Here is a 22,700-nt window from a genome sequence, read left to right on the forward strand (position 1 = left end):
TTACACTTACCTTGATTCAAACTTGTTTAAGTTATGCAGCCTCCTCTTCAATTGGTGGTAAACCTAATTCCTTTTCTTTGTCTCCCACGGCTTTAGTCAAAAGAATACGAGTCATTTGTGCCAACTTGCGCGAATCTAACGTTGCCAAACGCTCTATACGAGTTCTTAAATGCAAGTCACGAGTAGCAATCAAACTTGCACTTGGGTTTGATTTGATATCCATAGTGTCTCCTGCTTGTGTTAAACTAACTAATTGAATCAAACGCTAACAAAATAATCCAAATAGTTATCTTGATAACTTTCAAAACAGATAGTAGATCCATTTTTGGAGCATTACAAGCCGAGGAAGGTAAATATATGGACTTTTCTTTTGAGGAACGTCTCAATAATGTGTTGGATGACCGTAAACAAACGCCGTGGGGGAAAAGCCTAGGGTTTACTAGCGCCTCAATTTCACACATTTTTTCAGGGGGACGAATCCCTGGTCCGGAGTTTCTTCAGGCAATCTGCAGAGCAGAGAACGTAAACCTAAACTGGCTGCTATCAGGTAAAGGGAAGCCCTTTAACGTAACTTATCTTCAAAGTGCAGAAGACTTTGTTGTTTACGTGAATACCATGCTGACAGACGAGAACTGGCAAGTCTGTGTGTGTTCTTTATCAGAGCAAACAGTCTTAGTGCTAACTCAACCAGCTCAGTATGAGTTTAAAGGTAAATGGATTGATTACACTTTGTGTGAAGTGCTCGTTGGGCAGGGAAGTGAAAAGCTTGCTTGGATGTTGAACCATCATCAAAACGAAAGAGATACTTACTCAACTCCAAACTTACCTAGTAATATTTTGAAAAAAATAGCTCGGGGCGAGCTTGGAACATATGCACTTCTTCATCATCCGGATTACCGTTTGGAAAACTGGATACAGTCCGCTCCAAAAGAATCACTAGAGTATGAACCAGAGACGAGTCATAGCACCCCAATATCAGTGTCACTAATGCGCTCGGTTGTGAAGCTGGTTGATCAGTGTGAAAAAGAAACGAAACAAAATCTTGATAGTGACCAAAAGGCTCGTGTTATTACTGCTGTTTACCGTCAAGCGGAGAAGCTTGGTTTATCTGAAGAAGAAATATCTTCAGCCATAGAAACCTCTTTTGATGTACTCAAGGACTGAAACTCTTTAGAACGAGCAATACAAGCTAACTTTTCCAACGCCAGAGCAAGTACCATCTGCTCTGGCGTTTCTTTTTCTGTATCTCGAACCTGTTCCATCATCACTCCGAAAACTACTGTATACACATACAGTATCTTTAACTGGAAATATGAAATCAAGACATTATTTCGGTTGTGGATTCAATGTCACGAATTGAACCGACATCACAAATAACAACCATCAGTAAAATGTCGAGTATTACTAACCATTCTGAATGAGCCAGAACACATTATCGTAATAAGGCAGTATCATGTTATTGAACGAATTGAATAAAAACGCCATGCTCAATCCATAAATCAAATGAGGTTGGCTATGATACAAACAATAGAGTTGCAGTGGGATGAAGATATTGAAGTTCTTGGTGAACACTGCCCTGCAGATAAGCTCGACCGAGCTAAATACGCTCAGTTCTTAACTGGTTTCCTTGCTGGTCAAGGCTTCGATGAAACTAAACCCGAAGGTGAGCAAAAGAAGAACTATGTTCTCAACCTTAACTCTGAATGGGGTTCCGGTAAAACTTACTTCCTCAAACGTTGGTATCACGATTTAAAACAACACTACCCTGTTGTGTATGTTGATGCCTGGAAACAGGATTATTCAGATGACCCATTGATGACCGTTATATCTTCTATGATTAAGCAACTCAGGGAACAAGCAGGTAAAAGTACAGACGATCCTAAGTTTAAAGTACCACGTAAAGCTATCGGCTTACTTAAAGCTGCCCTACCAAGCGCTGCTGGCGCATTGGCAAAACGTTATTTGGGCATAGACCCAGTAGCAATAATGGAAGCTTCTGATGAAGGTGACGTAGGTGAGAAGATAACTGACGAGGAAGGCAAAGAAATCGATATGGGAGCAGCAGCTTCTAAAATGGTGCAGTACCTTTTAGATGAGCATGATGCGAAAAGTGAAGCTATTTCCAGTCTTAAAACTTCTGTAGAACAGTGGATTGAAGCTGTTAAGGGATTAAAGGAAAAAAACTATCCCGCATTTATCTTTATTGACGAACTCGACCGCTGCCGACCAAGTTATGCTGTAGAAATGCTAGAAACCATAAAGCACATTTTCGATATACCAGGCGTAGTGTTTGTAGTTGGTACAGATACCGAACAACTTCAGCATGCCGTGAAAGCAATTTATGGTGACGGGTTTGATGCCAGAACGTATTTGGGGAGGTTCTTTAATAGTCGGAACACACTACAAAAACCGACTTTTAATAGTTTTTTAAACACGCATTGCGATATGCATAAACTTACCAATGAATACTTTGTTAGCCACAATATAAAGATATGGCCAAAAACCATAGACACCCCTACGAATCTTGAAAGTAACGATGAAATAGCAAAATTTCAGACAATAATAGCCATTTACGAATGCTTTGATTTAAGCCCGAGACAAGCAATACAAACAACTCACCGACTAATTGCAATCATTAGCTCAATGAGAGAAGACATTGTGTTGAATATCCCGTTTCTCGTTATCCTATTATGCTTAAAAGAAAAATACGTTACATTTTATAACGAGTTACTATACGAAGAATTATTTCATGAACGTTCAACAGAGCGGAGTGCGGACAGTTTATTTAAACAGTTAAAACTAAGAAACGAGTACTTGTATTTATTTATTGACCCTAAAGAACCAATTGCCAACGATAAACACTTCACTCACATATCTCATGGATTCCAGAGTGGTTTCTACAAGTGCTCTTTCCACGATTTCTTAACTTTATCAACCGAAGCTTTACGAATTTCCCCTCCTAATATAGCTAATACTATTACCAACTATCTTGAGCAGTCGAAAAGAGAGTCAACCAGTTCTGCACCAAGGTATAGTCATGGGAAAATCTGGGGAAGCATTAGTCTATTGAAAGTTCTTAAAGGAGAGCCTTTATCTAGAAACATTAGTTTATATCAATCTTTAGTCGAGCTATCTTCATCGCTCGATTCAACGCAATCAAACTAACCTCGGTATATCCCCAACATCCTGTTTGGGGATAACAAACTCACCACTCAACACATGCCCATTCTCATCCAATACTTCTCTTACGCTTTGGCACATCCAGTAGGTGTTGAACTCTTTTCTGGTGTGTCCGGAAAGCAGAATGTTGCGCTCGGCCTGTATGCCAGAGACAAACGGCATTTCATCTAAGGTGAGTTTGTAATCACCACACTGCTCTCGATACAAAGCAGACTGAGCAGCGGCTTTAGCTGCCGCCTGTGTTGGGTACACCTTGCTGAGCTTCTTCACTTTTCCAGTATTTTCCCCAACCCGCACCGCTTGTTTTTGCCCTTCAGCTACGGCTTGCCAGTACGCTTCTACCGCCTGAAACTTTCCTGTTCCTTCCAGAGTGATTTCTGCTTCCGTCTCATCGGTTAAATGCACTGCTACCGCAGGTAAGGTTTTACCGCTTACGCTTTGGTTATCTCCACGAGGAAAAAAGACGAGTTTTTTATTGGCCACTTTCATGGTGGCGCCATGCTCGGTTGCCAGTTCTGTCACTAAATCGGCATCGCTTTGGCCTGCCTGAATGTAGTGTTCAATTGTGGTAGTGGCGTATTCATTAGAGACTGAAGGCGCTAAGCCATTACGTTGTGCCACCGTTTCAACCAGCGTTTTCAGTGTAGTGGTTTGCCAGGTGTAATCACGTTGAGTTTTAAAACTGCCGCCTAGGTTCGCAGCATCGCCAGAGAGCACAATTTGTTTTTCAGGACTGCGCAGTTTTACTGAGTTAACGGTGTAACTGCCCCTGAACACCAAGTGTTTATCATCTTTCCCTGTGTAGATTTGCATGGTGGCTTCATTGCGTGGGAACGCTATTTTGCCATCGTCGGCCAGTACCAGTTCAAAGCTATCGCTATCGATACCCGCGGCATCGTTGATGACCAGACGAACAAAGAAATCGCGAATAGTTGCGGTTATGTCTTTGCCGTTAGCGACGATCTTGTAGTTGTTCAATCCCATAAGCTGATCTCTTCTTCTTGTGCCGGTTGCTCGAGAGCAGGCAGTTCTATTTCTACGCCAGCCGCTAATGGATGTGGCAATGCCGAAAGCCCTCGGTTGGCTTTTAGTACGGCTTCATATGCTCCTGGCATACCGTCGTAATAGCGGTATGCGATGTCATCGATTTGGTCACCTTCTTTTGTGATGTACTTGGTCATGGCTATTCCTTATCTGGATACTCTTTGATCTCGATGGTGAATTCGATTTTTCGCGCCACACCTTTGGTGAAGAGTTTGGTTTTGTTCACTTCCAGCGTTCGCATTGTCCATAAGCCCCAGTCTCGACCTAAACCATCAATCATGCGCAGCGGCTTGCCTTTGTCTCCTTCCGCTTTCATCTTATCGGTTTGCCCTAAGCCACCTCTGAAATGCGGATAAATGGTTCCTTCAAAACGCAGTGTGGCCAAGTCACCACCGATGAATTGTGAGCGGGGTTTTCGACCAGCCAAATTCTTATCAGCCCAGCGCCAAGCGTAGGTTTCACTAATGCTTTGCAGAGCGGCGGTATCGATACTGAAGCGATATTCACCCAGTGCCATCATTACATCTGCCATGGGTTCTCCTTATGAATCTGCAAAGCGTACATTGCGACCGCCCACATTCAGTTTTTCCATCTGCTTGGCCACTCGTACAACCATCTTCTCTAGCTTATCGATTTGTTCATCGCTGGCGTTGCCTTGAACATGGAAAACAGGGTTGAAGTTTATCTGTGCCGGTGCGTTGCTATTGGACGAACTGTTGAGCGTTCTTGCCGTGCTATTTGCTGTTTGAGTTAATTGGAGAGCACTTTGCGCATTACCTTTTTTCACTGCGTCACCGGGTTTGGATCTATCTGAACCGAACAGACCACCAATCCAACTACCTAGTGAATCGCCACCCATACCACCAATTAATGCACCTGCTATACCGCCGATAGCGGTACCAATAACAGGCACAAACGAACCCATTGCAGCTCCAAGAGACGCGCCAGCCATAGCGCCACCCATGCTTCCTACGGTTCCACCTACCTGCTGAGATTTCTCTTTGCTTGAGAGTGAATCATTCATCAGTGTTGAGCCAATATCGAGAGCTCCCAGAGCTGCGCCGATATAAGGCAACTTACGAGTTAAACCTCCAAGCTTACCGAGCGTTCTGCCAGGCATAGAACGAGTTCGTGGTTTACCGCGCTTGCGCGCACTTCCCCCTTCCATTCCTCCGCCAAAGCCGCCTGCCGGCATGTTGGTGACATAAACATTAGACACTTCACCACTTGGTAAGCCTGGTACATTTGCTCCTCCTCCTTTGGGGCCTCGTACAAAATCAACTACGCTTTTGCCCATTTTGTAAGCTTTGCGCCCTGCCCATACAGCGCCAAGTGTTCCCGCTAATGCTGTTGCACCGGTTAATGCCTTATTGAGGTTTTCAGGTTCGATGCTGTTGATTGCATCGGCAAGGTCTGCGATCGGCTCTGCCAGTTTTTCATCGGCGAAGCTCATCCATGCGGTTTTCAATGTCATCATGGCTGCGTTCGCGGTTTGAGCTGCTCGAGCAGAATCCTGCAGAACCGCGGTACCATCGCCACTGATAGACAAGAAAGAATCGAACGAGGCTTTTCCGTCCTCACTAGAGAGCACTTTCATAAAGCGCATGGCTTCATCACCAAACAGTTGGCTGTATTCGGTAATGTCGGAGTTTGTAGCTTCCATGATCTCTTTGACGATTGAAGGCAGATCGCGGAATTTCTTTTCTCCTCGCGCTAGTGCTTCTTCATCAAAGACTTCGATGCCAAGCTTCTCGATGTCTTCATAGTTGGAAGTGATGTCTGCCAGAACAGATTCCATCGCACTGGCCGCTTCAGCTGCAGAGCCAGAACCCATGCGGGAGATCTGCAGCATGGCACCCATTTCTTGAACGGCTTTTGGCCCTGTTCTTCCCATGGCAGCATAAGCTGCAGATACAGAAGCACCTTCAGCAGCTAAGTTCTGCAATGTGAATGCACCGGCTTTACCTTGGACGACTAAAGTATCGATAGCGGACAGTACATCTTCGCTATTCTTCAACCCGAACTTCTGCGACATGTCTGCGAACATTTCACCGACATCGACACCTGTAGCACCAGTGGCTTGCATAACGCGACCGATGTTGGCCATGTTGTCCTGAGCGAACTTGAGATCACCGGTCTTCTCTACAATCTTTTCGACAGCAGAAAGCATTTCGCTTTGGTCTACACGAACATCTGCTTGCTGAGAAGTGGCAAACATCTCGGCTCGCAGCGTCGCCATTTCATCTTTGGTTTTGCCCGCCTGAATACCTAAGCGTTCATAGCGTTCTTCTAAGCCCATAACCGCAACGGCTGAACCTGTCCCTGCAGCGCCCGTCGCTAGTGCAGTCCACTTGTTGCCGATGCTATCAAGGCCTTCATCCATCTTTTCGACACTGCGCCGCATGAGATCGCTCTTCTTAATTGCGGAACCAATGTCTTGGGTGTATTTGCGAACCTTCTTACCCGCATTGATGAAGCCATTACCAGTACGAGTAACGGTTCTGCCCGTGCGTTGATTTTCTCTACCGAGCTTAGTGGTCTCGTTTTTTAGTCGTTGATTGCTTTTGCCCAGACGCTGATTCTGGCGCTCTAGATCGTCAAAAGCTCGGGAGACAGACCTGTCAACCCGAGCTTCTACACCAATCCCGACAGATGCTTTGTTGTCTGCCATTGTTAGTCCTCTTTTTCGTCTTGCAGCTGGCTCACTGTTTTACAATCAGTGAGCCAGTCGTATAACTCCGCTATGGTTAATCGTCGGAGCTCTTCGAAGGAGACTCCACCGCAGAACTTGGAAATAGCAATGCAGACTTGGCGACATACTGCTGGATCGGCAGCAAAAAACAGTCATACGCCTTTTGCAGTTGCAGGTAATCATATTGCGCTAAGCTACCAATGAACTCGCGGGTCGTGTTCGTCAGGTTGGCAAACAAGTGCGCTTCATGCTCTGCGTTATCATCATAAAATTCACCGTTATGAGCCAAGCGGCTGTTCTTCTGCGCCAGAATGACATCGTTGGTTGTCGGTGGTCGCATGGTTAAAACGGTTTGTTCCTGACCATCGAGCTTCTGTGGTACCTGCAAGGCGATTTTAATTGGTTGATACATGGTTACTCCTAAATACCCAATGCTTTGTTGATACCAGCGCGCAGGTCTACGCCACCTACGCGCTCGATACCGCCAAGAATATCGATGTGTACTAGCTCAACGCCGTTAGAAAGAATGGTATAAGTGTTCCAGGTGATTTTGCAGTTCATCTCAGAGAGTTTTTTACGTTCAATCTCACCCATATCCAAGCCGTAAACTCGACCTGTTGCTTTAACGGTAAAGCTTTCAACACCATTTTGACCTTGCAGCGCGGAACGGAAAACAAACGGCTTTTCAAAGCCATTGGTTAAACCATACATAGCAATGGTTTCTGCATTCAGTTCTGCAATGGTGATTTCGATATCTTCTGGTTCAACAGCTGCCATATCGATTTTGATTGAGCCAGCCATACCGCCAGCTATGTATTCTTCAACTGCACGGTTTAACGCTGGCAGTTTTACTTTTGACACTAAGCCAAGTAGGCCAACGCCGTCCTGATACCAGGCATAATCGGCGAGCACTTTTGGTGGTCTGCGTTCCATGGGAATTCCTTACTCGAAGATTACGTCGGCGTAATCGTTAATGAAGTGGCTGGTGACCGTGATGTTTTGAGCGATACCAGGAGGAGTGAAGTCGTAATCCAGATAGAAATTACCCGCAATGATGGATTCCGGCGGGTTTAAATCAGGGTCGGCCCAAGCGGTTGCACCGTATAGATGCCCTGCTCGGGTTTCACCATCCAAACCTTGCTGCACGGAATCCGTTACATCTTCTACAAAAGTGCGCAGGATTTTACGGTCACGCGCCCATTTCAGGCTGGTTGTGATCATGTCTAGGATCATATCGTTGACACGCACATGCGAGTTGAACTGCCATTTAGGATCATCACTACAGCTCAAGTTGCCCCAAGAACGGTAGCCGTCATCGAGAATCACAGTGGTGATTTGGTTTTCATTCAGTAAATGCGCCATGCAGTTGGTATCACCATCTGCATAATCAATTGGAATTTCAGTACCCAAGGTACCGTTGATTTTTAGGTTGGAGATTGAGGCGCTGTAGCCGTAGTTCGGGTCCTGGTCTTTTTGGATTTCCAAACCGAGCATGTACGAGCTCATCGGAACCAAACGACCTTCCGCATTTTTCATGCGTGGCCAGAATAACTCTAAACGTTTGTCACCCCACAACTGACGATAAGCCACCGCTTCTTCGTAAGTGGTTCCCGGACATTCTCCAAACACTTTGCAGCGCAATCGAGTGGCGATAGGTAGTAACTTGGTCAGCACTGCTTGCTCTTTTAAGAAATCAGGCACATGCAATAAACGAGGACGTTTACCCGTAATAGATTGCACATCAAGAATGGCTTCAATGCCTGACTTTGCCCCCGTTACTGGGTCAACACCGCCAATGATATTGAGGATGGTAGCTGCGGCATCCACGCCTTCTTCAACACGGATAATCGCAATAGCACAGCGCTTTTGGTCGTAGACTGCTTCGAGTGCATCCGGCAGAGTGCCAGCGTTGTTACCCACCATATCGAGCTTAGCGATTTTGTGAATGTTACCTGCCACAAGAACGGGTTTGTTTAGAGGATAAGTTTCTGCATCTGCGTCTGGAGCGGTCCCCACAACAACAGCAAAAGACGTGTCGGCCATTTGCATTGGTCGCACACCACTGTTGTCGGTTACTCCAAAGATGCCATGTTTAAAGGTCATGGTGTAGTTCCTTTGTTGTTAGAAACTCACCTTCAGCGGCACTGTTTTCTTAAGTTTATGGGTTAAAGACGTGAAAAGGAGGGGTTATTTAAACATCTCAAACAAATCATTCGGACTAAACCGCCAGCCTGCTTTGCTGCCTTGCTTGATTGCGTTGAAGCACCATTCACTGCAGAACTGTCGGTTCTTGAGTTGGATGAATGGGATTGTTGAGGCTATTGCGCCTAGCAGGTCGTACTTTTGATGTTTGGTTTCATCGTAATAGCGTTTGATTTGCAGGACATCGGCATTAATGGGGACGAGTACCCAGTTATCTGTCTCGACATTGATGCGCTTGCAACGTACTCCACCGTCACGGCTGGATGATGAGTAACAGTCGTAACCCATGTCATCATAGTGTATGACGAGTTCAACGTGGGAGAACTCGCCTTTGGTGGAGGTGCGTGTCAGCCAGTCGGTAAATCGAAACAGCGCGGTTTTTACGTTGGTGACTTTTTTGCGTCCTTTGTAGAACGCTAAGCAGACTTTACTCATAGCTATCACCAATGGCTTTCAGGTTGTTGCAGATTTCGGTTGTGAGTGCGGTGATGGCTTCCACTGTCTCGCAGGCATCTAACTCGTATTTACGCATACGTTCACTGGCAAGCTGCTCTTGCAATGCGCGTAAACCGTCGGCCTGTTGCAGGATGATGTCTGTTGCTTCCTGCTCGGTTTTGTTCGCTCGCGTTGAGTACATGGTGATGTAGTTACCACACTCGCCTGTGTAGCCTGCTTCTTTGAACGCTATCGCCTGCGCCTCACGCTCCAGATACTCTTCTGAGAATCGTGTCCACTGCTGGGCGATTGTCGACGATGTGTTGTCGATGCTGGCTTTTGACGCTTTTAATGTGTCTGCCAGTTGCTCAGCCGCTGCGGTGGCGGTGAGTTCCCAGTCGCCTTGTTCAGCGTTCCATGTGTGGTAACTGGATGCTGGCTGTTTGAGTGTATAGTCATCCGTCACCAGTGTTTTATCGTCGAACTGTTTTGATTCTTTGGTTTCTTTGCTGTATGCGGTAACTTTCTCAAAGCGTGTTTTTATCTGCCAGTAGCATTCTGTATCGTCAGGCCAGTATTGCACCTTGCCGTCAGCATCGAGCATGGCAAAGTATTCATTTTCATCCAGTTCAATCTCAGGCAATGGCTTTGAAGTGGTGAAGCCGACTTTCTGAGCCAGTTTTTGTGATTTGATGTATTCGCCAGAAACTGAGCTAAAGTGATGTCTAAGCATAGCTGAATACTCCTTTCGGGATTACACGGTAGTGGTCTAGGAAGAGGCCCATGGTATCTGTGAAGGTATCTGTCCGTGCAGATTTTGAAGCATCAAATGACAGCGTGTTAGAAGCGGTATTGTTGAGGTTTCCACCGATCGTTGATGTTACTGTATCTTCAAGTGCTAACGCACCAACAGCAGCTACTTGACCAGGAGAGTTAAATACCATTCCTTCATTTCCCGAAGTACTTGTAAGCTTACCGGTAATATTCTCAATATGATCTTTTTTCGTCGAACCCGCGGCACCATAACCACCTGCGACTTTGATGTTCATCATCAATGCCCAGTCGTCGGTGGTGAAGGTGGTTGCACCGTCGCCCGTTCCCCAGTGGCCTGCGTAGGCGCGTGGGTCTGCATCAATGGTTGCCTGGTCTGTAAAGAAATCGGACGCGCTGACGATTTCGAATACGGTTTGGTAATCTGCTCGCAGTAGTTCGACACGACCAGCGGGTAACCAGAAATCTGGGTCTGGGTCTGGTCCCACAGCTGACATTGGCATGCCTTTGAAGAGCATGTGTTTTAAGAAGTCTGCGCGGGTTAGGTATTGGGTGTGGGGGTCTGGAGCATCAACGTGCGCTTTGTCTTTGTCATCCACATATTTACGTGTTGCCGTCACGATCGTTGGGTCAATCATGATAATAGGATCGAGTGATGTAACAGCGAACGTCATCTCGATGTAGATATCATTCACTTCTCCGCCATTGTTAACACCGGACAGAATTGGAATACGAACCGAGTTACCAACGGCGTGGAGGTAAGAATTGCCATCATAAACCGCAATCGCAGCAAACTCCCGCACAGCGACATCAACGATATTATCTGGAATTTTTGCCCAAACTTTTAACTGAGGGATACCGCCCTCTTCTGCTGGTTCAATTTTCTCCATCCCCGTAACTGGGATGCGAGTAATTTCATTGACCAATGTCGTTTGAGTTCGAGAAGGTTGAACATACTGGTCGTTACCATCACCAATCGCAATATGAGTAAAGGTAATCGACTTATTATTCAGCTTCCCGTTAACTTCTGCATTTTCACCGAGCAAGGTGAGAATTGAACCATAGTTCAGCGCAGATTCTGGAATACTCATTCTAACTCCAAGGGTAATGCGCCAGATCGAATGATCATACCAAGGCGAACAAAACTGACATGCTCAACGTTTACTGAGCTAACAATGTTTTCGGTTCGCCATGGGCCAGAGCGAATCGCTAAGCCCATTCGGCTCAATACACCAATATTGATAGGATTCTGGATTTGACTGGTAATAGAAATACTCTCTAAGTGAGAGCGTGTATTTTTGGCGTTATTAACTGCCGTATAGATTTGCGGTACCGTGTTTTCATCGATGTCGGAATTGCGAGCCTCCAAGTTAACTCGGAAAAAACCGGGGGCTAAGTTCGCTTCGTCATCAAACCATTCTGTGACGCTCAAACCATCATCTCGAATAGATTCGATGCTTTTATCCAGAGCGTAACGAGTCCCTTTTGTGGTGTGAATAGGGTTAGAAGCCGCAATAACATCGCGCTTGGTTTGCTCGCTCCAATTCTCATCCCAATAGTCAACGCTCATTTCCCAGGCTAAATACGGGAGTAAATCGACTCGGCACTGATATGGGTCGTAAAAGTTGCGAATGTCGCGTTCAATAAGAGCCAATTCTTCCCAGAACACTTGCTCCATGACTCGTTCCATCTTTGAAGCAGATGGAGGCAGCTTGCTAACGAATACCGATGCCATTACACAGCACCTGCCTGAGTAACGATGATGTCTGTGCAGTAAGGCGCCTCTGTCATTGCGCACAACACTGAAGCTGCAGGTTGAAGAATATTGACATCGATGACAGGCTGAAAACTCACATTGGAATCTGAGCCTTCACTTTGAACGTGGGCTGCTGCATTAATCAAAGACAGAGAGACTTGCCCACCAAGAACGTGTGTCTCAGTCACTAAACTCTGTAGTCGTTTGGTTGCTTGGGTGATCGTTTCACTTTCACCTGGTCCATTCGGCAACGTAAGCTCAACTTCAATCACATAAGGTTTAATGACTGCGGATTTAACCGTCAACTTATCGTTCAACGGTCTTAGGTTGTCCTTGCTAACATAGCCGTTTACCTTATCAAGCAAAGCTTGTGGTGCAGTGCCATCACCCGTTCTGCTAAGTATGTATAAATCGACGATGAAACCGTCTGGGCTATCAGGGTATGCATCCTGAACATCTTCATCTGCAGCTAAAGCATGGAAAATATAAGCTCCATCCGGACCTGCTGTTGAGAAGCTTTCTGGAGCCATTTGAACTCGACGGCGAAACTCATCATCCGTTTCGGTATCGAATTTCTCGACTGGGCGCCAGTCGGCTAAGCGTTGTAAGTTGTTGCCTGTCGCGTAAGCCACCATGTTTTCCAATGAAATATCCTGGAACTCTTGGCGAGCTCGGGTAACTTCTTCCCCCATTGCCGAAAAAGCGAAGTACAGCGGATCCCCCGCTTTAGGTACATTGGTATCCATAAGCTCAGCAAAACGAGCTAACATGCGGTCACGAGGAATAGACGCATCCAACTGCTGTACAATTTCAGGTGGCGGTAGTTGTGATATTTCAATCTGGTTCACAAGCTTAACCCCGAAATCTCTTCTATGGAGCCGTCAAAAAGTAGCTCAACTTCCACAGATAACGTCACTTGATTTTCTCCGTACTCTAGCCATGTTTTCACTAGTTTTAGCTCGTCAGTGAATCCGTTTGGAGGGTGAGCGATAGCGTCAGCCACGTCGGCATAAATATCGATAGCTAAATCGGGCGTGATATTTCTATCCACTCTGTCCGGCAAGTTTGAACCATAGGCACGGTTAAGCGGTAAAGAACCTCTGCGAGTTTTAAAGCAACGATTCAGACGTTGCTTACGTTCTGCCGCATCGGTTATCAGTAAGCCGGTATTTTCATTAATTCCTGTTGCCATCATTCACCTACTGCTTTTGGTTGGCTTTACCCGTGACTGGGTCACCGTGTTGATGATCATGGTTGTTGTAAATATCTCGGTCTTCTGCCATTGAACGGACACTGTCTGAAATATTTTGTCCAGCTGAAACATTCATAGCTGCAGAAATACTTCCAGCGGATGACGAGATATCACCAGTAGAGGTTTGTTTACCGTCATGCTCGATGTCGCCATCAAAGATAAGCTTGGGAGCGGCTAAGCGAATTTCTGTTGCTGCATCGAGATTGACTTTGCCAACTACCGAACCAGACAGAACTTTACTGCCCATGTCATACTGCAACCAAGTACCGTCGGGAAACTCCCGATAGAACAGATTGAGATCATCTTTCGGTTGGTCTTTTGAGTTCTGGTTCAGGCTGGCAACGATAACACCGCCCTGAGTATTGAACTCCTTCACAACCAGAACGAGCTCCCCCGCTTGATGAGGCGCAAAATCTTTCACCGCACCGGCATGACCAACATCTGATGGAATCCAACTGGTAGTTAAGTCAGTAGTGAACTGAACTTTATAGCGGAGAGGTTTAGCCTGAACTTCCACGATGGTACCGATTTGGATCATCTGAGATATTCGCCGCACCAATTGAGACTGAGTAAACTCATGCATTCTCTTCTGGCTCCAAATCTGACAATGTAAAATAGTTCTCTTCATTGCCAATGTCCGGCGAAAGCCCAACATGAATTTCAGCCGGTACTTCTTCTGGTCCTTCTGGCAACCAATCAATCTCACCACCGAAGTCATACGGGCCAGCCACGCATTCACAGATAAACCAACCATCTGGTTTTTCTTGTTGCTGCGATGTCATCACTTTCTGGATAGAAATATTGCCTGCGGCCGACGAGGAACAAAACAATCGCCACTCTTTTAAGAAATTGAGTTCTGCATCTTCAACATCGATACCGTCAGCATCTTTTCCACAGTAAATACGGCCAATCACCATGAAGTTCATTCTGGTGTTGTACACATCCCCAAGTGGGCTTTCACCGGAATAAACCAGCGTTAATATGCCAGGCTTTAACTCTTCGTTTTTATATGCGCTTCTATCTTGCCAGTTGCGAGTTACAGTGCGAGCTGGATAACGAGTTTCGAAAGCACTTTTAATGCCTTCCAGTATTTCATTGGGCATAGGTTGTGGCATGTTGCTCTCCTAGAGTTGAAAACCTGCAGCTCGCAAACCGTCATTCACCGAACGCTTGAGAATGTCGGCAACTTGGTCTTGAGTTTGTTCTGCAGCACGATCGTAGAAGTCATTGCCTTGGATGCCGTTCTTAGCAATAGAGCGAGCAATCATAAAAGCTAAATCTCGTTGATCGGCTTTTGGGTGTTTGGGTTGAATGCGTTTGACTCGAACCCAATCCAGAACTGATTGGACAGGTGGCATTCCTTGGGCATCGGTTCCCTGTACAACAAAAGCGTTGTAACGCAGTGAGCTGGTGATCATGCGTTGCAGTTCACCTTTCATTTGGCTTTTGATGGAATGAGTTAGCGTCGTTTCACCTTTTGGGGCTTCTTCTCGAACAGTTTTGGAAACTAAAGAGCCAGCAGTACTAATGCCAGCTTTGAGACGCTTATTAATTATGTCTGGTGCGGTCCTTAAAGCTTCATCCAACATCGACGTTTGTAAATCAACACTTAGCTCACGCATCTTTCACCTGCCGCTCAAACTGTGTCATCAGCTGCTCATGAATAGCTGCTGGCGTTCCGTTCTTAGCTTCACCACCAACACTATTACGCACCGAGACAGTTTTATTCAATTGATGAACCGCAATGTATTTCACCGCTTCAGCAATGCAGCGAAGAAGCAGCAGAGATTCATCTTGAACATCTACAGAAATGGCATCGTTAACAATTTTACGGCTACCGTAGTAGGTGTATGAGAAGTCGCGACCACAGCTCATCACTACTGATTCAGACGGGTAATGAGAAAGTTGCACCCACTTCTGGTTTTCATCACTTTCAATCACAGACAAGCGCGGTAAGTTACGAGGGTACCCTTGTTCCCAAGGTTGCTTCGCCCTTTGGCTTTGGCCATATAACACAGTTCGAACTCGAATCATGTCACTCGGTGCCAAATAGAGCATTTGGTTTGTCATGAGAGAAAAGGTCGCAACCTTAGTATGCGGTCGATAGCGGCTGAAATCAGATAAAGCAACATCAATAACCTGCTGTTCGAAGCCTTCTATAAGTTCGGCACTATCACTCAAAGATTTTTTTAACTGATCAATTAATGTGGCTAGCTGCATGGTTAACCCACCTGATTTTTAAACATAAAAGTACAGACGCTGGCGAGAATGCCTAGCAGTATCCAGATAAGATCACGGTTGTACTTGGTCTTTTCATTGGTACCACTCTGCCCTTGCTCTAAAGGTCTTACTCGTTCTTCCAATTTGTCGAAATCGCGATCTAAGCGCCCAAACTGGTTTTCCAAATTTGAGTGCTTGGTTTGTAGTTCAACCATCTGGCTCATTAGGTTGGTTTGCTGCTTCATGTAATCACGCATTTCAACACGGAAAGAGTGGAACTCGCCTTGTGATACAGGGCTATTTGACATTACTACCTCCGCGAATGGTCGAGGCGATACTCCCTAACACGCCTGCTGGCACCACACCTGCGGAGACTTGTTTATCTTGCGAACGTTTGTGAATGTTCAGCCCGAGAACGGTTAACGCCACACTGAATAAGCCCGTGAGTTTTGCAGCTCCGGTAAAGGCTTGCTCTGTGTATTCAGGGTGAATGATCATGAGCAGACAAATACCAAAGAACAATGATGACCAAGCTAAGCAAACGGCATAGCCAAATGTTGGGCGCCAACGACGAACATAAGCGTCGTCGCTCGCCAATTCGGCTTGCATGGTTTTATGCTGCTCGGTTAGCGCAAGTTTGCGCTCTGTACTTTCGAGTTCAGCTTGCTGGTAAGTTAATTCACGTAACCGGATACGCTCTTCACTTTCCATTTCCGTGATCTTGAGTAACGCGTCAGGATTGCGGCGGATTTCAGCTTCAATCGCTTCCGGTGTGTGTTCCACCCCTAGAGCATTCGCCACCAAGGCACCAACACCGCCCCCTACTGGACCACCAATCAAGCTACCAACCAAAGGCGCTGCATCTGCGATGAGTGATTTAACTTTATCCCACATAGAGACTCCTTAAGAAAAAAGCCCGAAGCTAGTCCGGGCTATGATTGGCGGGTTTACTGTTGCTCTTTAAGTTTGGACAAAGCTTCCTGGATAACTTTGAGCTTCATTTCATTGTCACCCGCTGCGAGCAGTTCAACTTGCAGGTCGCTTTCGTCCTTACCTTCTAGCGTTTTGGCGAAAGCTTCAGGCGTTAAGTCTCGCTCAGCTTTTCGTGTGGACAACTCTTCATCAATACCGCTGAGTAGTCCCTTACGTTTTTGGTCAGCCGCTTCAAGCTCTGATAAACGCGCCAGTTCTTCATCCGTCAACTCGGAAAAGAAAGGCTTAATTTCGTCGATCTTCTTCGTTAGGAGTTCTTCGAAAATCTTATCCTGGAATGCACCGGCATCCGCTTTGTTTGGATTTTCAAAATGGATAATTGGTAAGCGTGCTGCCGTGTTTGGCTGCACGACTGTTTGACCAAAGTACTTAGGCGTAATGCTGAAGTTGATGTAGAGAATAACGATTGCACGATTTACCTGAGCTGCAGCAGGAACAAAGCGCGCATCCACTTCACGAGTTTCACCAGGATGAATAGTACGACCACCGATATTGACGGCTTGCTTGGTAGTGTTTGTAAACGCAGTCATGATTGACATGATTAATTACCTTAAATTGGTTAGCAAAAAGGCCCCGAAACTGCATTTACAGTAACGGGGCAATGGCTCGCTCTATCGACCTGTCGCTGAATAGAACAGTACGCTGGTAAAGCGGTTACGAATTGGTTTAGGACAGTGAATTGCGTTGTACTCTTCACCGTAAGCTTCCTTACCACCTTTCAATTGACCATTGGCATCACGCGCTTCTTGCATGTCGCTCAGAGTGAATGGTTTCACCACTGAGTAAGCCATCGCACCTTTTTGGCCCATGATGATACGTTCATCGCCCAGATGCGTAGCTGGAGCGTTAGTTGAATACGCAGGCAGCGCTTTCACCATTTCCAGATCACCTTGTGCATTGGTGTCGGTACCATTGCGTTTCATCGATGCGACGAACTGCTCAGCGTTGGTACAGGTATCGTTCAAGGTGTGTGACATCAATAGGAAGTCAGGAGTGATAAAGCGATCGTCTTTCATGATGGCTTTACGACGGCCAATCGCCTGCAATAGTTTGTTGTAGTGCTTCTCTGGCGTTACGCCATCTGGAATATCACTGTCCACTTTGACGATGTTTGTTGCGTAGCTATAGCTGATAGACGCAGCGCCAGCGGTTACAGACTTCAACGCGCCAGATTCATCAACCAACACGAACTTGCCTAGGTTGTATGAGGTAACGATGTAGTAAGTGCCTGCGGCCTGAGAGCCTGTTCCATCAAATGGCTTAATTTGCGTTGCATCGATGGTGAGCACCATTGGGTTTTCTGTTGTACCCACGGTGTTGCCTTGCAAATCGTATTGCTGATGCGGCGCTACTACTGGGAACTGTGCTGTTTTGAATTCATACGAATCTTGCAGCTGAGCAGTGATTACTTCACCGTTCACCTCTGCAGCTAAGTACGAGTCAGCGACGCGTTGCATCGCATTGACGATGCGACGTGCAACCATCTCTTTGATGATGCGGCTAGCTGTTGCTACGTTACGGCCCCAAGCATCCCAGTTAATGGCTGAGGACTTGGAAAAATGCATGAGCTCGTTCGAGACTTCAAACGCGACTTTCATTGGTAATACGTAAGCCAAATCCATGCGCTGTGAGTTTTTCACTTTTGGAATGGTACCGTGCTCAAACACAATGCCATCACCCATAATGGCGGAAACATCACGGCTTTCGTATGGAATTTGAGTGGTTGCTGACGCACTGAAATCTGTCAGTGTTTGCACCAGCTGCAGAACATTGAGATCAGAGAGAGCTTCACGAATGACTTCACGTTGAACTGATACTGGCAATTCAGAATCAGACATAACATTAGCGCCACCTTGCCCCGCCAGAACTAGACGCTCAGCATGAATACGGCGGTGGTTTTGGCGGTCAAACTCTGCAAGTACCTGACGACAGAACGTAGGCAGGTTTTTCTCTTCAGTAAGGTGTAACTGACCTAACGCATAAGTATTGGTGTTGCGTAAGTTAGCGTGAATTTGTTCTTGTAGCTGTAAGCTTTCGCGTTGTTGGTCTGGAGTTTGAACCACTGAACCAGTTGGTGAGCCCATAAAGCCCATTTCGCTTAGCTGAATAGAAACCATTTTTTGGTTGCCATGAGCAATTTGGTTTTCAGCCAGTTTGGTGACTTGCTCATCAGACATTTCGACCGTAATCAGATCTTGTGCTTCTTTAAGCTCTTTTTTCACTTCATCGCTCAGGCCTTCGGCTTTATCGATCGCTTCAGTGAAGATTTTGACTTTTGCATCAAGCTTTTGCTTTTTCTCGGCTTGAGCTTGGGCTGTTTTAGTGGCTTGTTCGCCAAGAATACGCACGACATCATCTTCGCTTAACGTACCGCCAGTAAGCTTGATCACCGGCACAGATGAACTGCCCGATTCAGACAGCTGCTTGGCAATGCCTTCGATTTGTTCACTGAGTGCTTTTGCTTGAGTTTCTTCACTAATACCTGTCAGTGAATCAGTAAGTAGTTTAACCATCGCCGTGTGTTGCTCAGCCGACAGTTTGAAACCTTTAAGCTGCTTTTCAAACAGCGCAATTAGTTGGGTCCACATGGTTTTACGTTCCTCAGAAAATTTATTAGCTAGAGACTCGGAAAGATAGGTTGGGCATTCGTGAAGGCTGGCTTCACTAAGTTCGATTTTGTCCAGGTTCTTAATGCATGGTCGGGTGACCAAACCTGCCCCTAAGAGCGTTGGACCAAATTCTGGATACTGGCCGTTCTCTCCGGCTTCGTTGCTGACATAATTAGGATGTATTTCGGCAGACAAGTATTTGAAACCGTCTTTGGTGACTTTATTGATGCCGAGTTCGTACCACTCCACCTCTGCTCGTAAACGTCCACGGTCGGTAAATAAACGTCTTACCACCGCCCCAGCGCCATCTTCTGGCTTGTGTGCAATATCGATATTGATTTCTTGGCCATAAACTCCAGCGTTGAAGTTTTTGATCATGGAATCGAACATCTGCTGGGTCAGTTCAAACTCACCGTAACGTGGGTCACAAAATTTTCCGGTTCGGGTAATGGTGACGACACTGCGTTTATTTGAGGTATCCACCTTTACAGCGTCAGAAAGTAGATGAATCACACCTTGGGGTGCTGAGGATGAAAGCGCCAGTACAACACTAGCCGTGAGGTGAGACTTAATCATGAGATTTCCTTTGCCTATAAACGAAAAAAGCCCCTGAAAGTTCAGGGGCTCGGTCGCCATTTATGGACAGTTTGGAATGGGCATCTAACCGTTTGGAGGGGTTACAAACATAAAGTTGTCGGTTTATAGCGCATTTTTGGAAGTGCTAAATTTGTCCATTAAACCCATATGTGTATTATTGCATTGACACTAAATTAGAATTGGATGAACTATGGAAACAACTAAGCTAGCTATAATAATTGGCGTTCTACTCATTGCTTTATTTCTACTATATCGCAAGGCTAAACAGCTCCAAGAGCAAAATCAGGCTTTTGAAACTCGCTTTAAAGATGTTATCGACGCTGATAAAGAAAGAGATGCAGTACTCCTAGAAAAAGAACAAATTCAGCTTGAAACCAAAGAATTAGTCGAATCTTACAAAAGTAAAAGAACTCTTTACGAACACCTTACAGCCGAGCTTGCAATATACGAAGATGAACTGGATATGATCGAACAAGGTTTTTACAGACCTATGTTTGATTTTGATACTTCCGAAAAATTCAAGGACGAGATCAAGCAAATAAAAGACACCCAAAAGCAGATGATTAAAGACAAAGTGGCGATCTACTGCAATACCAATTGGACTGTCGGTGACAGTAAGTCTGAAGGTAAAAAAATGATTAACCGAGGAATAAGGTTAACAGCTCGGGCTTTCAACAATGAATGTGATGCTGCCATAGCAAACGTCAAATGGAACAACGTAAATAATATGATTGCTCGAATTGAAAAGGCTTTTGAAGCAATTAATAAGTTGAACGAAACCAATGATATTCACATTTCACCGACCTACCTTGAATACAAGCTGTTTGAACTAAGAGCTACTCATGAATATCAGTTGAAAAAACAAGCTGAAAAAGAAGAGCAGGCTGAAATAAGACGACAAATGAGAGAAGAAGCTAAGCTCGAACAAGAAATGCTGAAAGCTCAAAAAGAAGAAGAACAGTTCCAAAAAATGCTAGATAAAGCCAAGGCTGATGCTCAAAAAGCTAGCGGTGAAAAGCTAGATAAGTTGAATGAGCAAATAGCAAAATTAGCTGCTGAGCTTGAAGAAGCCCACGCTAAAAATGAGCGAGCAAAATCTATGGCTGAACAAACCAAAGCTGGTCATGTGTATGTCATTTCAAACATAGGCTCATTTGGAGAGAACGTATACAAAATTGGTATGACGCGTCGTCTAGAACCATTGGACCGAGTGAAAGAGTTAGGTGATGCAAGCGTTCCATTTACTTTCGATGTTCACGCTATGATCTACTCTGAAAACGCACCTGCATTAGAAAATGAGCTGCACCGTAAATTTGATATCCAACGTCTAAATCTTGTTAACAACAGAAAAGAGTTTTTTGCAGTTACTCTTGATGACATCAGAGAGGAAGTAATTAAGGTGGATCCTGAAGCAGAATTTTATGAGACAGCTGAAGCTCAGGAATATCGAGAGTCACAAGCCATTCGTAAAACGCGGGAGCATAAAGAAACACACTCTAAGAAAATGGACGAATTCCCAGATATGGAGTTCGCTTAATTTCCGTCTTCAAGAAAAAAGCCTGATAACTCAGGTTTTTTTTACAACTGGCACTTTTACCCAACGTTTACAACGGCACAATGCTGTACCTTCATGAAGCTTCACGCATCGAGAACGGATGATTCCTTCGCTATCACAAATGCAGTGGCCACAAATACAAGTGACCTTACTGACTAGCTGAGTGGTTTGGTTTAGCTGATGATTTTGATTTGGTGCAACACTCATTGTAATCCCCTAGCAACTGACTGATTGTCTCTAACTTTTTGACTGACGTAAGCATTATAAGGAAATCTACGTGGAAAACAGGGGGCAAGTTATTCACAGGCTATCAGTATCAATACCGTTACGTTTCAAAGCTGGTTCTACATGCTTCCAAGGCGTTGCAATCATATTTTGAGACAGGATATCCCGATGTAATGCGGATACCTTCTTATCATGGCCAAGCACCGCTTTTTGTGTGCCTCTGCTCTGCCCTTTTAACCAATCAATGCGATTTGATGTATTAGTTCTATCGTCTTCTGTTATTTCATCGATGAACACCACTTGTTCATAACTCAATGTATTTGGATGCGCCGGCCATGGGCTCTTTCCTTTGGGATAAACACCTTTTCCCAAGCCATACAAATTAACCCTGGCGTGCATATCGCAAATATCCCGCCTTGGGTGATTAGGGCTAAGTTTAAATTTGGTACCAACAACAAACTCATCCTCAAAAGCTGAATTCTGAAAAGCCATGCCATGAGCTCGGTTGATTTCAGTTCGCATCACTCGCTTAATTTGGTGATACGGTGCGCCTTGATCATCAATCAAGACATCTTTCATTTTTTTATTGAGTGCTGAGTTGCTTGCCATGTTTGCCTGTTGAGAAATCTCAGAAGGTACCGCCTCAGCTCTTCGTTGATATTCCTGAGCAGCATCAGCCGCGGAGTTGCCCAAAATAACCGCACGTTCTACAGCCTGAATTAACTGTTCTTTTGCGTTGCGATGAACACGCCAGAGACGATCGCTAAGCTGCAAACCATCTTTTTGCTTCATAGTTCGCACAGCTAAAGCCGCTGAATCAATAGACTGCGAAACTCGCTCTGCAGGGATAGTGGTTGAAAACGTATTACCACCGTTCTTGGCCGCTTCAACGATATAACCATCAACCATGTTCGATTGAGTGAGATTTATCTGATTAAGGATGCCTTCAATCTGAGTGGTAAGAGCCTGTAACTGGGAAAGTCGAACCATGCCTAGTTCATCTGCAGCATTGGTAATGAGATATTGAATTTCGACTAGTGCAGACTGATACAGAGTTGCCAGTTCCATCATCGCCTGCGCATCGAGTTCATTGGTCGCCCTTTCTGCTGCCTGCATCGCTCTACGAATGGTGGCTTTTACCTGAGTACGTTCATTCTCGGCCATTGCAT

The 22,700-nt window shown here is 45.5% G+C and carries 27 protein-coding genes; 3 read left to right on the forward strand and 24 right to left on the reverse strand.

The features are described 5' to 3' along the window. Positions 1-31: 31 nt before the first annotated feature. The gene (locus HKI82_RS08815) at positions 32-223 is read right to left on the reverse strand and encodes a hypothetical protein (RefSeq protein WP_042483690.1); all 192 of its coding nucleotides are present in this window, start codon (positions 221-223) and stop codon (positions 32-34) included. A 134-nt stretch (positions 224-357) separates the two neighbouring features. Between HKI82_RS08815 and HKI82_RS08820 the strand changes: the two genes are divergently transcribed. Continuing rightward, positions 358-1,164, forward strand: coding sequence for a helix-turn-helix domain-containing protein (locus tag HKI82_RS08820; RefSeq protein WP_171137781.1), 807 nt, complete (start codon positions 358-360; stop codon positions 1,162-1,164). 351 nt (positions 1,165-1,515) lie between these two features. Next, positions 1,516-3,165 (forward strand): KAP family P-loop NTPase fold protein, encoded by a 1,650-nt coding sequence (locus HKI82_RS08825; protein ID WP_171137782.1) that lies wholly within the window; start codon positions 1,516-1,518, stop codon positions 3,163-3,165. On the opposite strand, the gene HKI82_RS08830 is transcribed toward HKI82_RS08825, so the two are convergent. From HKI82_RS08830 to HKI82_RS08930, 21 genes are all read right to left on the reverse strand, one after another. Continuing rightward, positions 3,157-4,164 (reverse strand): contractile injection system protein, VgrG/Pvc8 family, encoded by a 1,008-nt coding sequence (locus HKI82_RS08830; protein WP_171137783.1) that lies wholly within the window; start codon positions 4,162-4,164, stop codon positions 3,157-3,159. The two genes, HKI82_RS08825 and HKI82_RS08830, sit on opposite strands and share 9 nt — an antisense overlap. After that, on the reverse strand, positions 4,155-4,361 hold the full coding sequence (locus tag HKI82_RS08835; protein ID WP_020432406.1) for a tail protein X: 207 nt from the start codon (positions 4,359-4,361) through the stop codon (positions 4,155-4,157). Before HKI82_RS08835 ends, HKI82_RS08830 begins: the two co-directional genes overlap by 10 nt. 2 nt (positions 4,362-4,363) lie before the next feature. Then, a complete protein-coding gene (locus tag HKI82_RS08840) occupies positions 4,364-4,756 on the reverse strand; it encodes a phage tail protein (protein WP_020432407.1) in 393 nt (130 codons plus the stop codon). A gap of 9 nt (positions 4,757-4,765) precedes the next feature. Continuing rightward, a complete protein-coding gene (locus HKI82_RS08845) occupies positions 4,766-6,895 on the reverse strand; it encodes a phage tail tape measure protein (protein ID WP_171137784.1) in 2,130 nt (709 codons plus the stop codon). Between the two features lie 76 nt (positions 6,896-6,971). Continuing rightward, entirely contained in the window at positions 6,972-7,328 is a 357-nt protein-coding gene (locus HKI82_RS08850) for a phage tail assembly protein (protein ID WP_042483706.1), read from the reverse strand. Between the two features lie 8 nt (positions 7,329-7,336). Further along, the gene (locus HKI82_RS08855; protein ID WP_171137785.1) at positions 7,337-7,849 is read right to left on the reverse strand and encodes a phage major tail tube protein; all 513 of its coding nucleotides are present in this window, start codon (positions 7,847-7,849) and stop codon (positions 7,337-7,339) included. 9 nt (positions 7,850-7,858) lie between these two features. Continuing rightward, positions 7,859-9,019: a phage tail sheath C-terminal domain-containing protein gene (locus HKI82_RS08860; RefSeq protein ID WP_158125261.1), complete on the reverse strand. Its 1,161-nt coding sequence runs from the start codon at positions 9,017-9,019 to the stop codon at positions 7,859-7,861. Between the two features lie 84 nt (positions 9,020-9,103). Then, entirely contained in the window at positions 9,104-9,553 is a 450-nt protein-coding gene (locus HKI82_RS08865) for an enoyl-CoA hydratase (protein WP_171137786.1), read from the reverse strand. Next, complete coding sequence (locus HKI82_RS08870) at positions 9,546-10,286, reverse strand: hypothetical protein (RefSeq protein WP_171137787.1); 741 nt, start codon at positions 10,284-10,286, stop codon at positions 9,546-9,548. The genes HKI82_RS08865 and HKI82_RS08870 overlap by 8 nt, the downstream gene beginning before the upstream one ends. Further along, entirely contained in the window at positions 10,279-11,415 is a 1,137-nt protein-coding gene (locus HKI82_RS20500) for a phage tail-collar fiber domain-containing protein (RefSeq protein ID WP_240956683.1), read from the reverse strand. The genes HKI82_RS08870 and HKI82_RS20500 overlap by 8 nt, the downstream gene beginning before the upstream one ends. Further along, positions 11,412-12,059: a phage tail protein I gene (locus HKI82_RS08880; RefSeq protein WP_042483718.1), complete on the reverse strand. Its 648-nt coding sequence runs from the start codon at positions 12,057-12,059 to the stop codon at positions 11,412-11,414. The genes HKI82_RS20500 and HKI82_RS08880 overlap by 4 nt, the downstream gene beginning before the upstream one ends. Then, positions 12,059-12,928, reverse strand: coding sequence for a baseplate assembly protein (locus HKI82_RS08885; protein ID WP_171137788.1), 870 nt, complete (start codon positions 12,926-12,928; stop codon positions 12,059-12,061). The genes HKI82_RS08880 and HKI82_RS08885 overlap by 1 nt, the downstream gene beginning before the upstream one ends. Next, a complete protein-coding gene (locus HKI82_RS08890; RefSeq protein ID WP_171137860.1) occupies positions 12,925-13,272 on the reverse strand; it encodes a dTDP-glucose pyrophosphorylase in 348 nt (115 codons plus the stop codon). Before HKI82_RS08890 ends, HKI82_RS08885 begins: the two co-directional genes overlap by 4 nt. Before the next feature lie 7 nt (positions 13,273-13,279). Further along, the gene (locus HKI82_RS20505) at positions 13,280-13,915 is read right to left on the reverse strand and encodes a phage baseplate assembly protein V (RefSeq protein WP_240956684.1); all 636 of its coding nucleotides are present in this window, start codon (positions 13,913-13,915) and stop codon (positions 13,280-13,282) included. Next, the gene (locus tag HKI82_RS08900) at positions 13,908-14,447 is read right to left on the reverse strand and encodes a hypothetical protein (protein ID WP_171137789.1); all 540 of its coding nucleotides are present in this window, start codon (positions 14,445-14,447) and stop codon (positions 13,908-13,910) included. The genes HKI82_RS20505 and HKI82_RS08900 overlap by 8 nt, the downstream gene beginning before the upstream one ends. Before the next feature lie 9 nt (positions 14,448-14,456). Then, the gene (locus HKI82_RS08905) at positions 14,457-14,954 is read right to left on the reverse strand and encodes a hypothetical protein (RefSeq protein WP_171137790.1); all 498 of its coding nucleotides are present in this window, start codon (positions 14,952-14,954) and stop codon (positions 14,457-14,459) included. Further along, complete coding sequence (locus HKI82_RS08910) at positions 14,947-15,552, reverse strand: hypothetical protein (protein ID WP_171137791.1); 606 nt, start codon at positions 15,550-15,552, stop codon at positions 14,947-14,949. Before HKI82_RS08910 ends, HKI82_RS08905 begins: the two co-directional genes overlap by 8 nt. Before the next feature lie 2 nt (positions 15,553-15,554). Beyond that, the gene (locus tag HKI82_RS08915; RefSeq protein ID WP_171137792.1) at positions 15,555-15,860 is read right to left on the reverse strand and encodes a chromosome partitioning protein ParA; all 306 of its coding nucleotides are present in this window, start codon (positions 15,858-15,860) and stop codon (positions 15,555-15,557) included. Beyond that, a complete protein-coding gene (locus HKI82_RS08920) occupies positions 15,850-16,446 on the reverse strand; it encodes a 3TM-type holin (protein WP_020432434.1) in 597 nt (198 codons plus the stop codon). Before HKI82_RS08920 ends, HKI82_RS08915 begins: the two co-directional genes overlap by 11 nt. 53 nt (positions 16,447-16,499) lie before the next feature. Then, positions 16,500-17,084 carry an ABC transporter ATPase gene (locus HKI82_RS08925; protein ID WP_171137793.1) on the reverse strand — a complete coding sequence of 195 codons (585 nt, stop codon included), beginning with the start codon at positions 17,082-17,084 and terminating at the stop codon, positions 16,500-16,502. 72 nt (positions 17,085-17,156) lie between these two features. Continuing rightward, positions 17,157-19,730 carry a hypothetical protein gene (locus HKI82_RS08930; RefSeq protein WP_171137794.1) on the reverse strand — a complete coding sequence of 858 codons (2,574 nt, stop codon included), beginning with the start codon at positions 19,728-19,730 and terminating at the stop codon, positions 17,157-17,159. A 211-nt stretch (positions 19,731-19,941) separates the two neighbouring features. On the opposite strand from HKI82_RS08930, the gene HKI82_RS08935 reads away from it, so the two are divergent. Beyond that, positions 19,942-21,288, forward strand: coding sequence for an SNIPE associated domain-containing protein (locus HKI82_RS08935; protein ID WP_171137795.1), 1,347 nt, complete (start codon positions 19,942-19,944; stop codon positions 21,286-21,288). 30 nt (positions 21,289-21,318) lie between these two features. Here HKI82_RS08935 and HKI82_RS08940 read toward each other — a convergent pair whose 3' ends face one another. Beyond that, on the reverse strand, positions 21,319-21,513 hold the full coding sequence (locus HKI82_RS08940) for a hypothetical protein (protein WP_171137796.1): 195 nt from the start codon (positions 21,511-21,513) through the stop codon (positions 21,319-21,321). Between the two features lie 93 nt (positions 21,514-21,606). Beyond that, entirely contained in the window at positions 21,607-22,695 is a 1,089-nt protein-coding gene (locus HKI82_RS08945) for a hypothetical protein (RefSeq protein WP_171137797.1), read from the reverse strand. Positions 22,696-22,700: the final 5 nt, after the last annotated feature.

Origin of the sequence: Vibrio plantisponsor, assembly GCF_013041605.1 — a bacterium.
Classification (GTDB): Bacteria; Pseudomonadota; Gammaproteobacteria; order Enterobacterales; family Vibrionaceae; genus Vibrio; species Vibrio plantisponsor.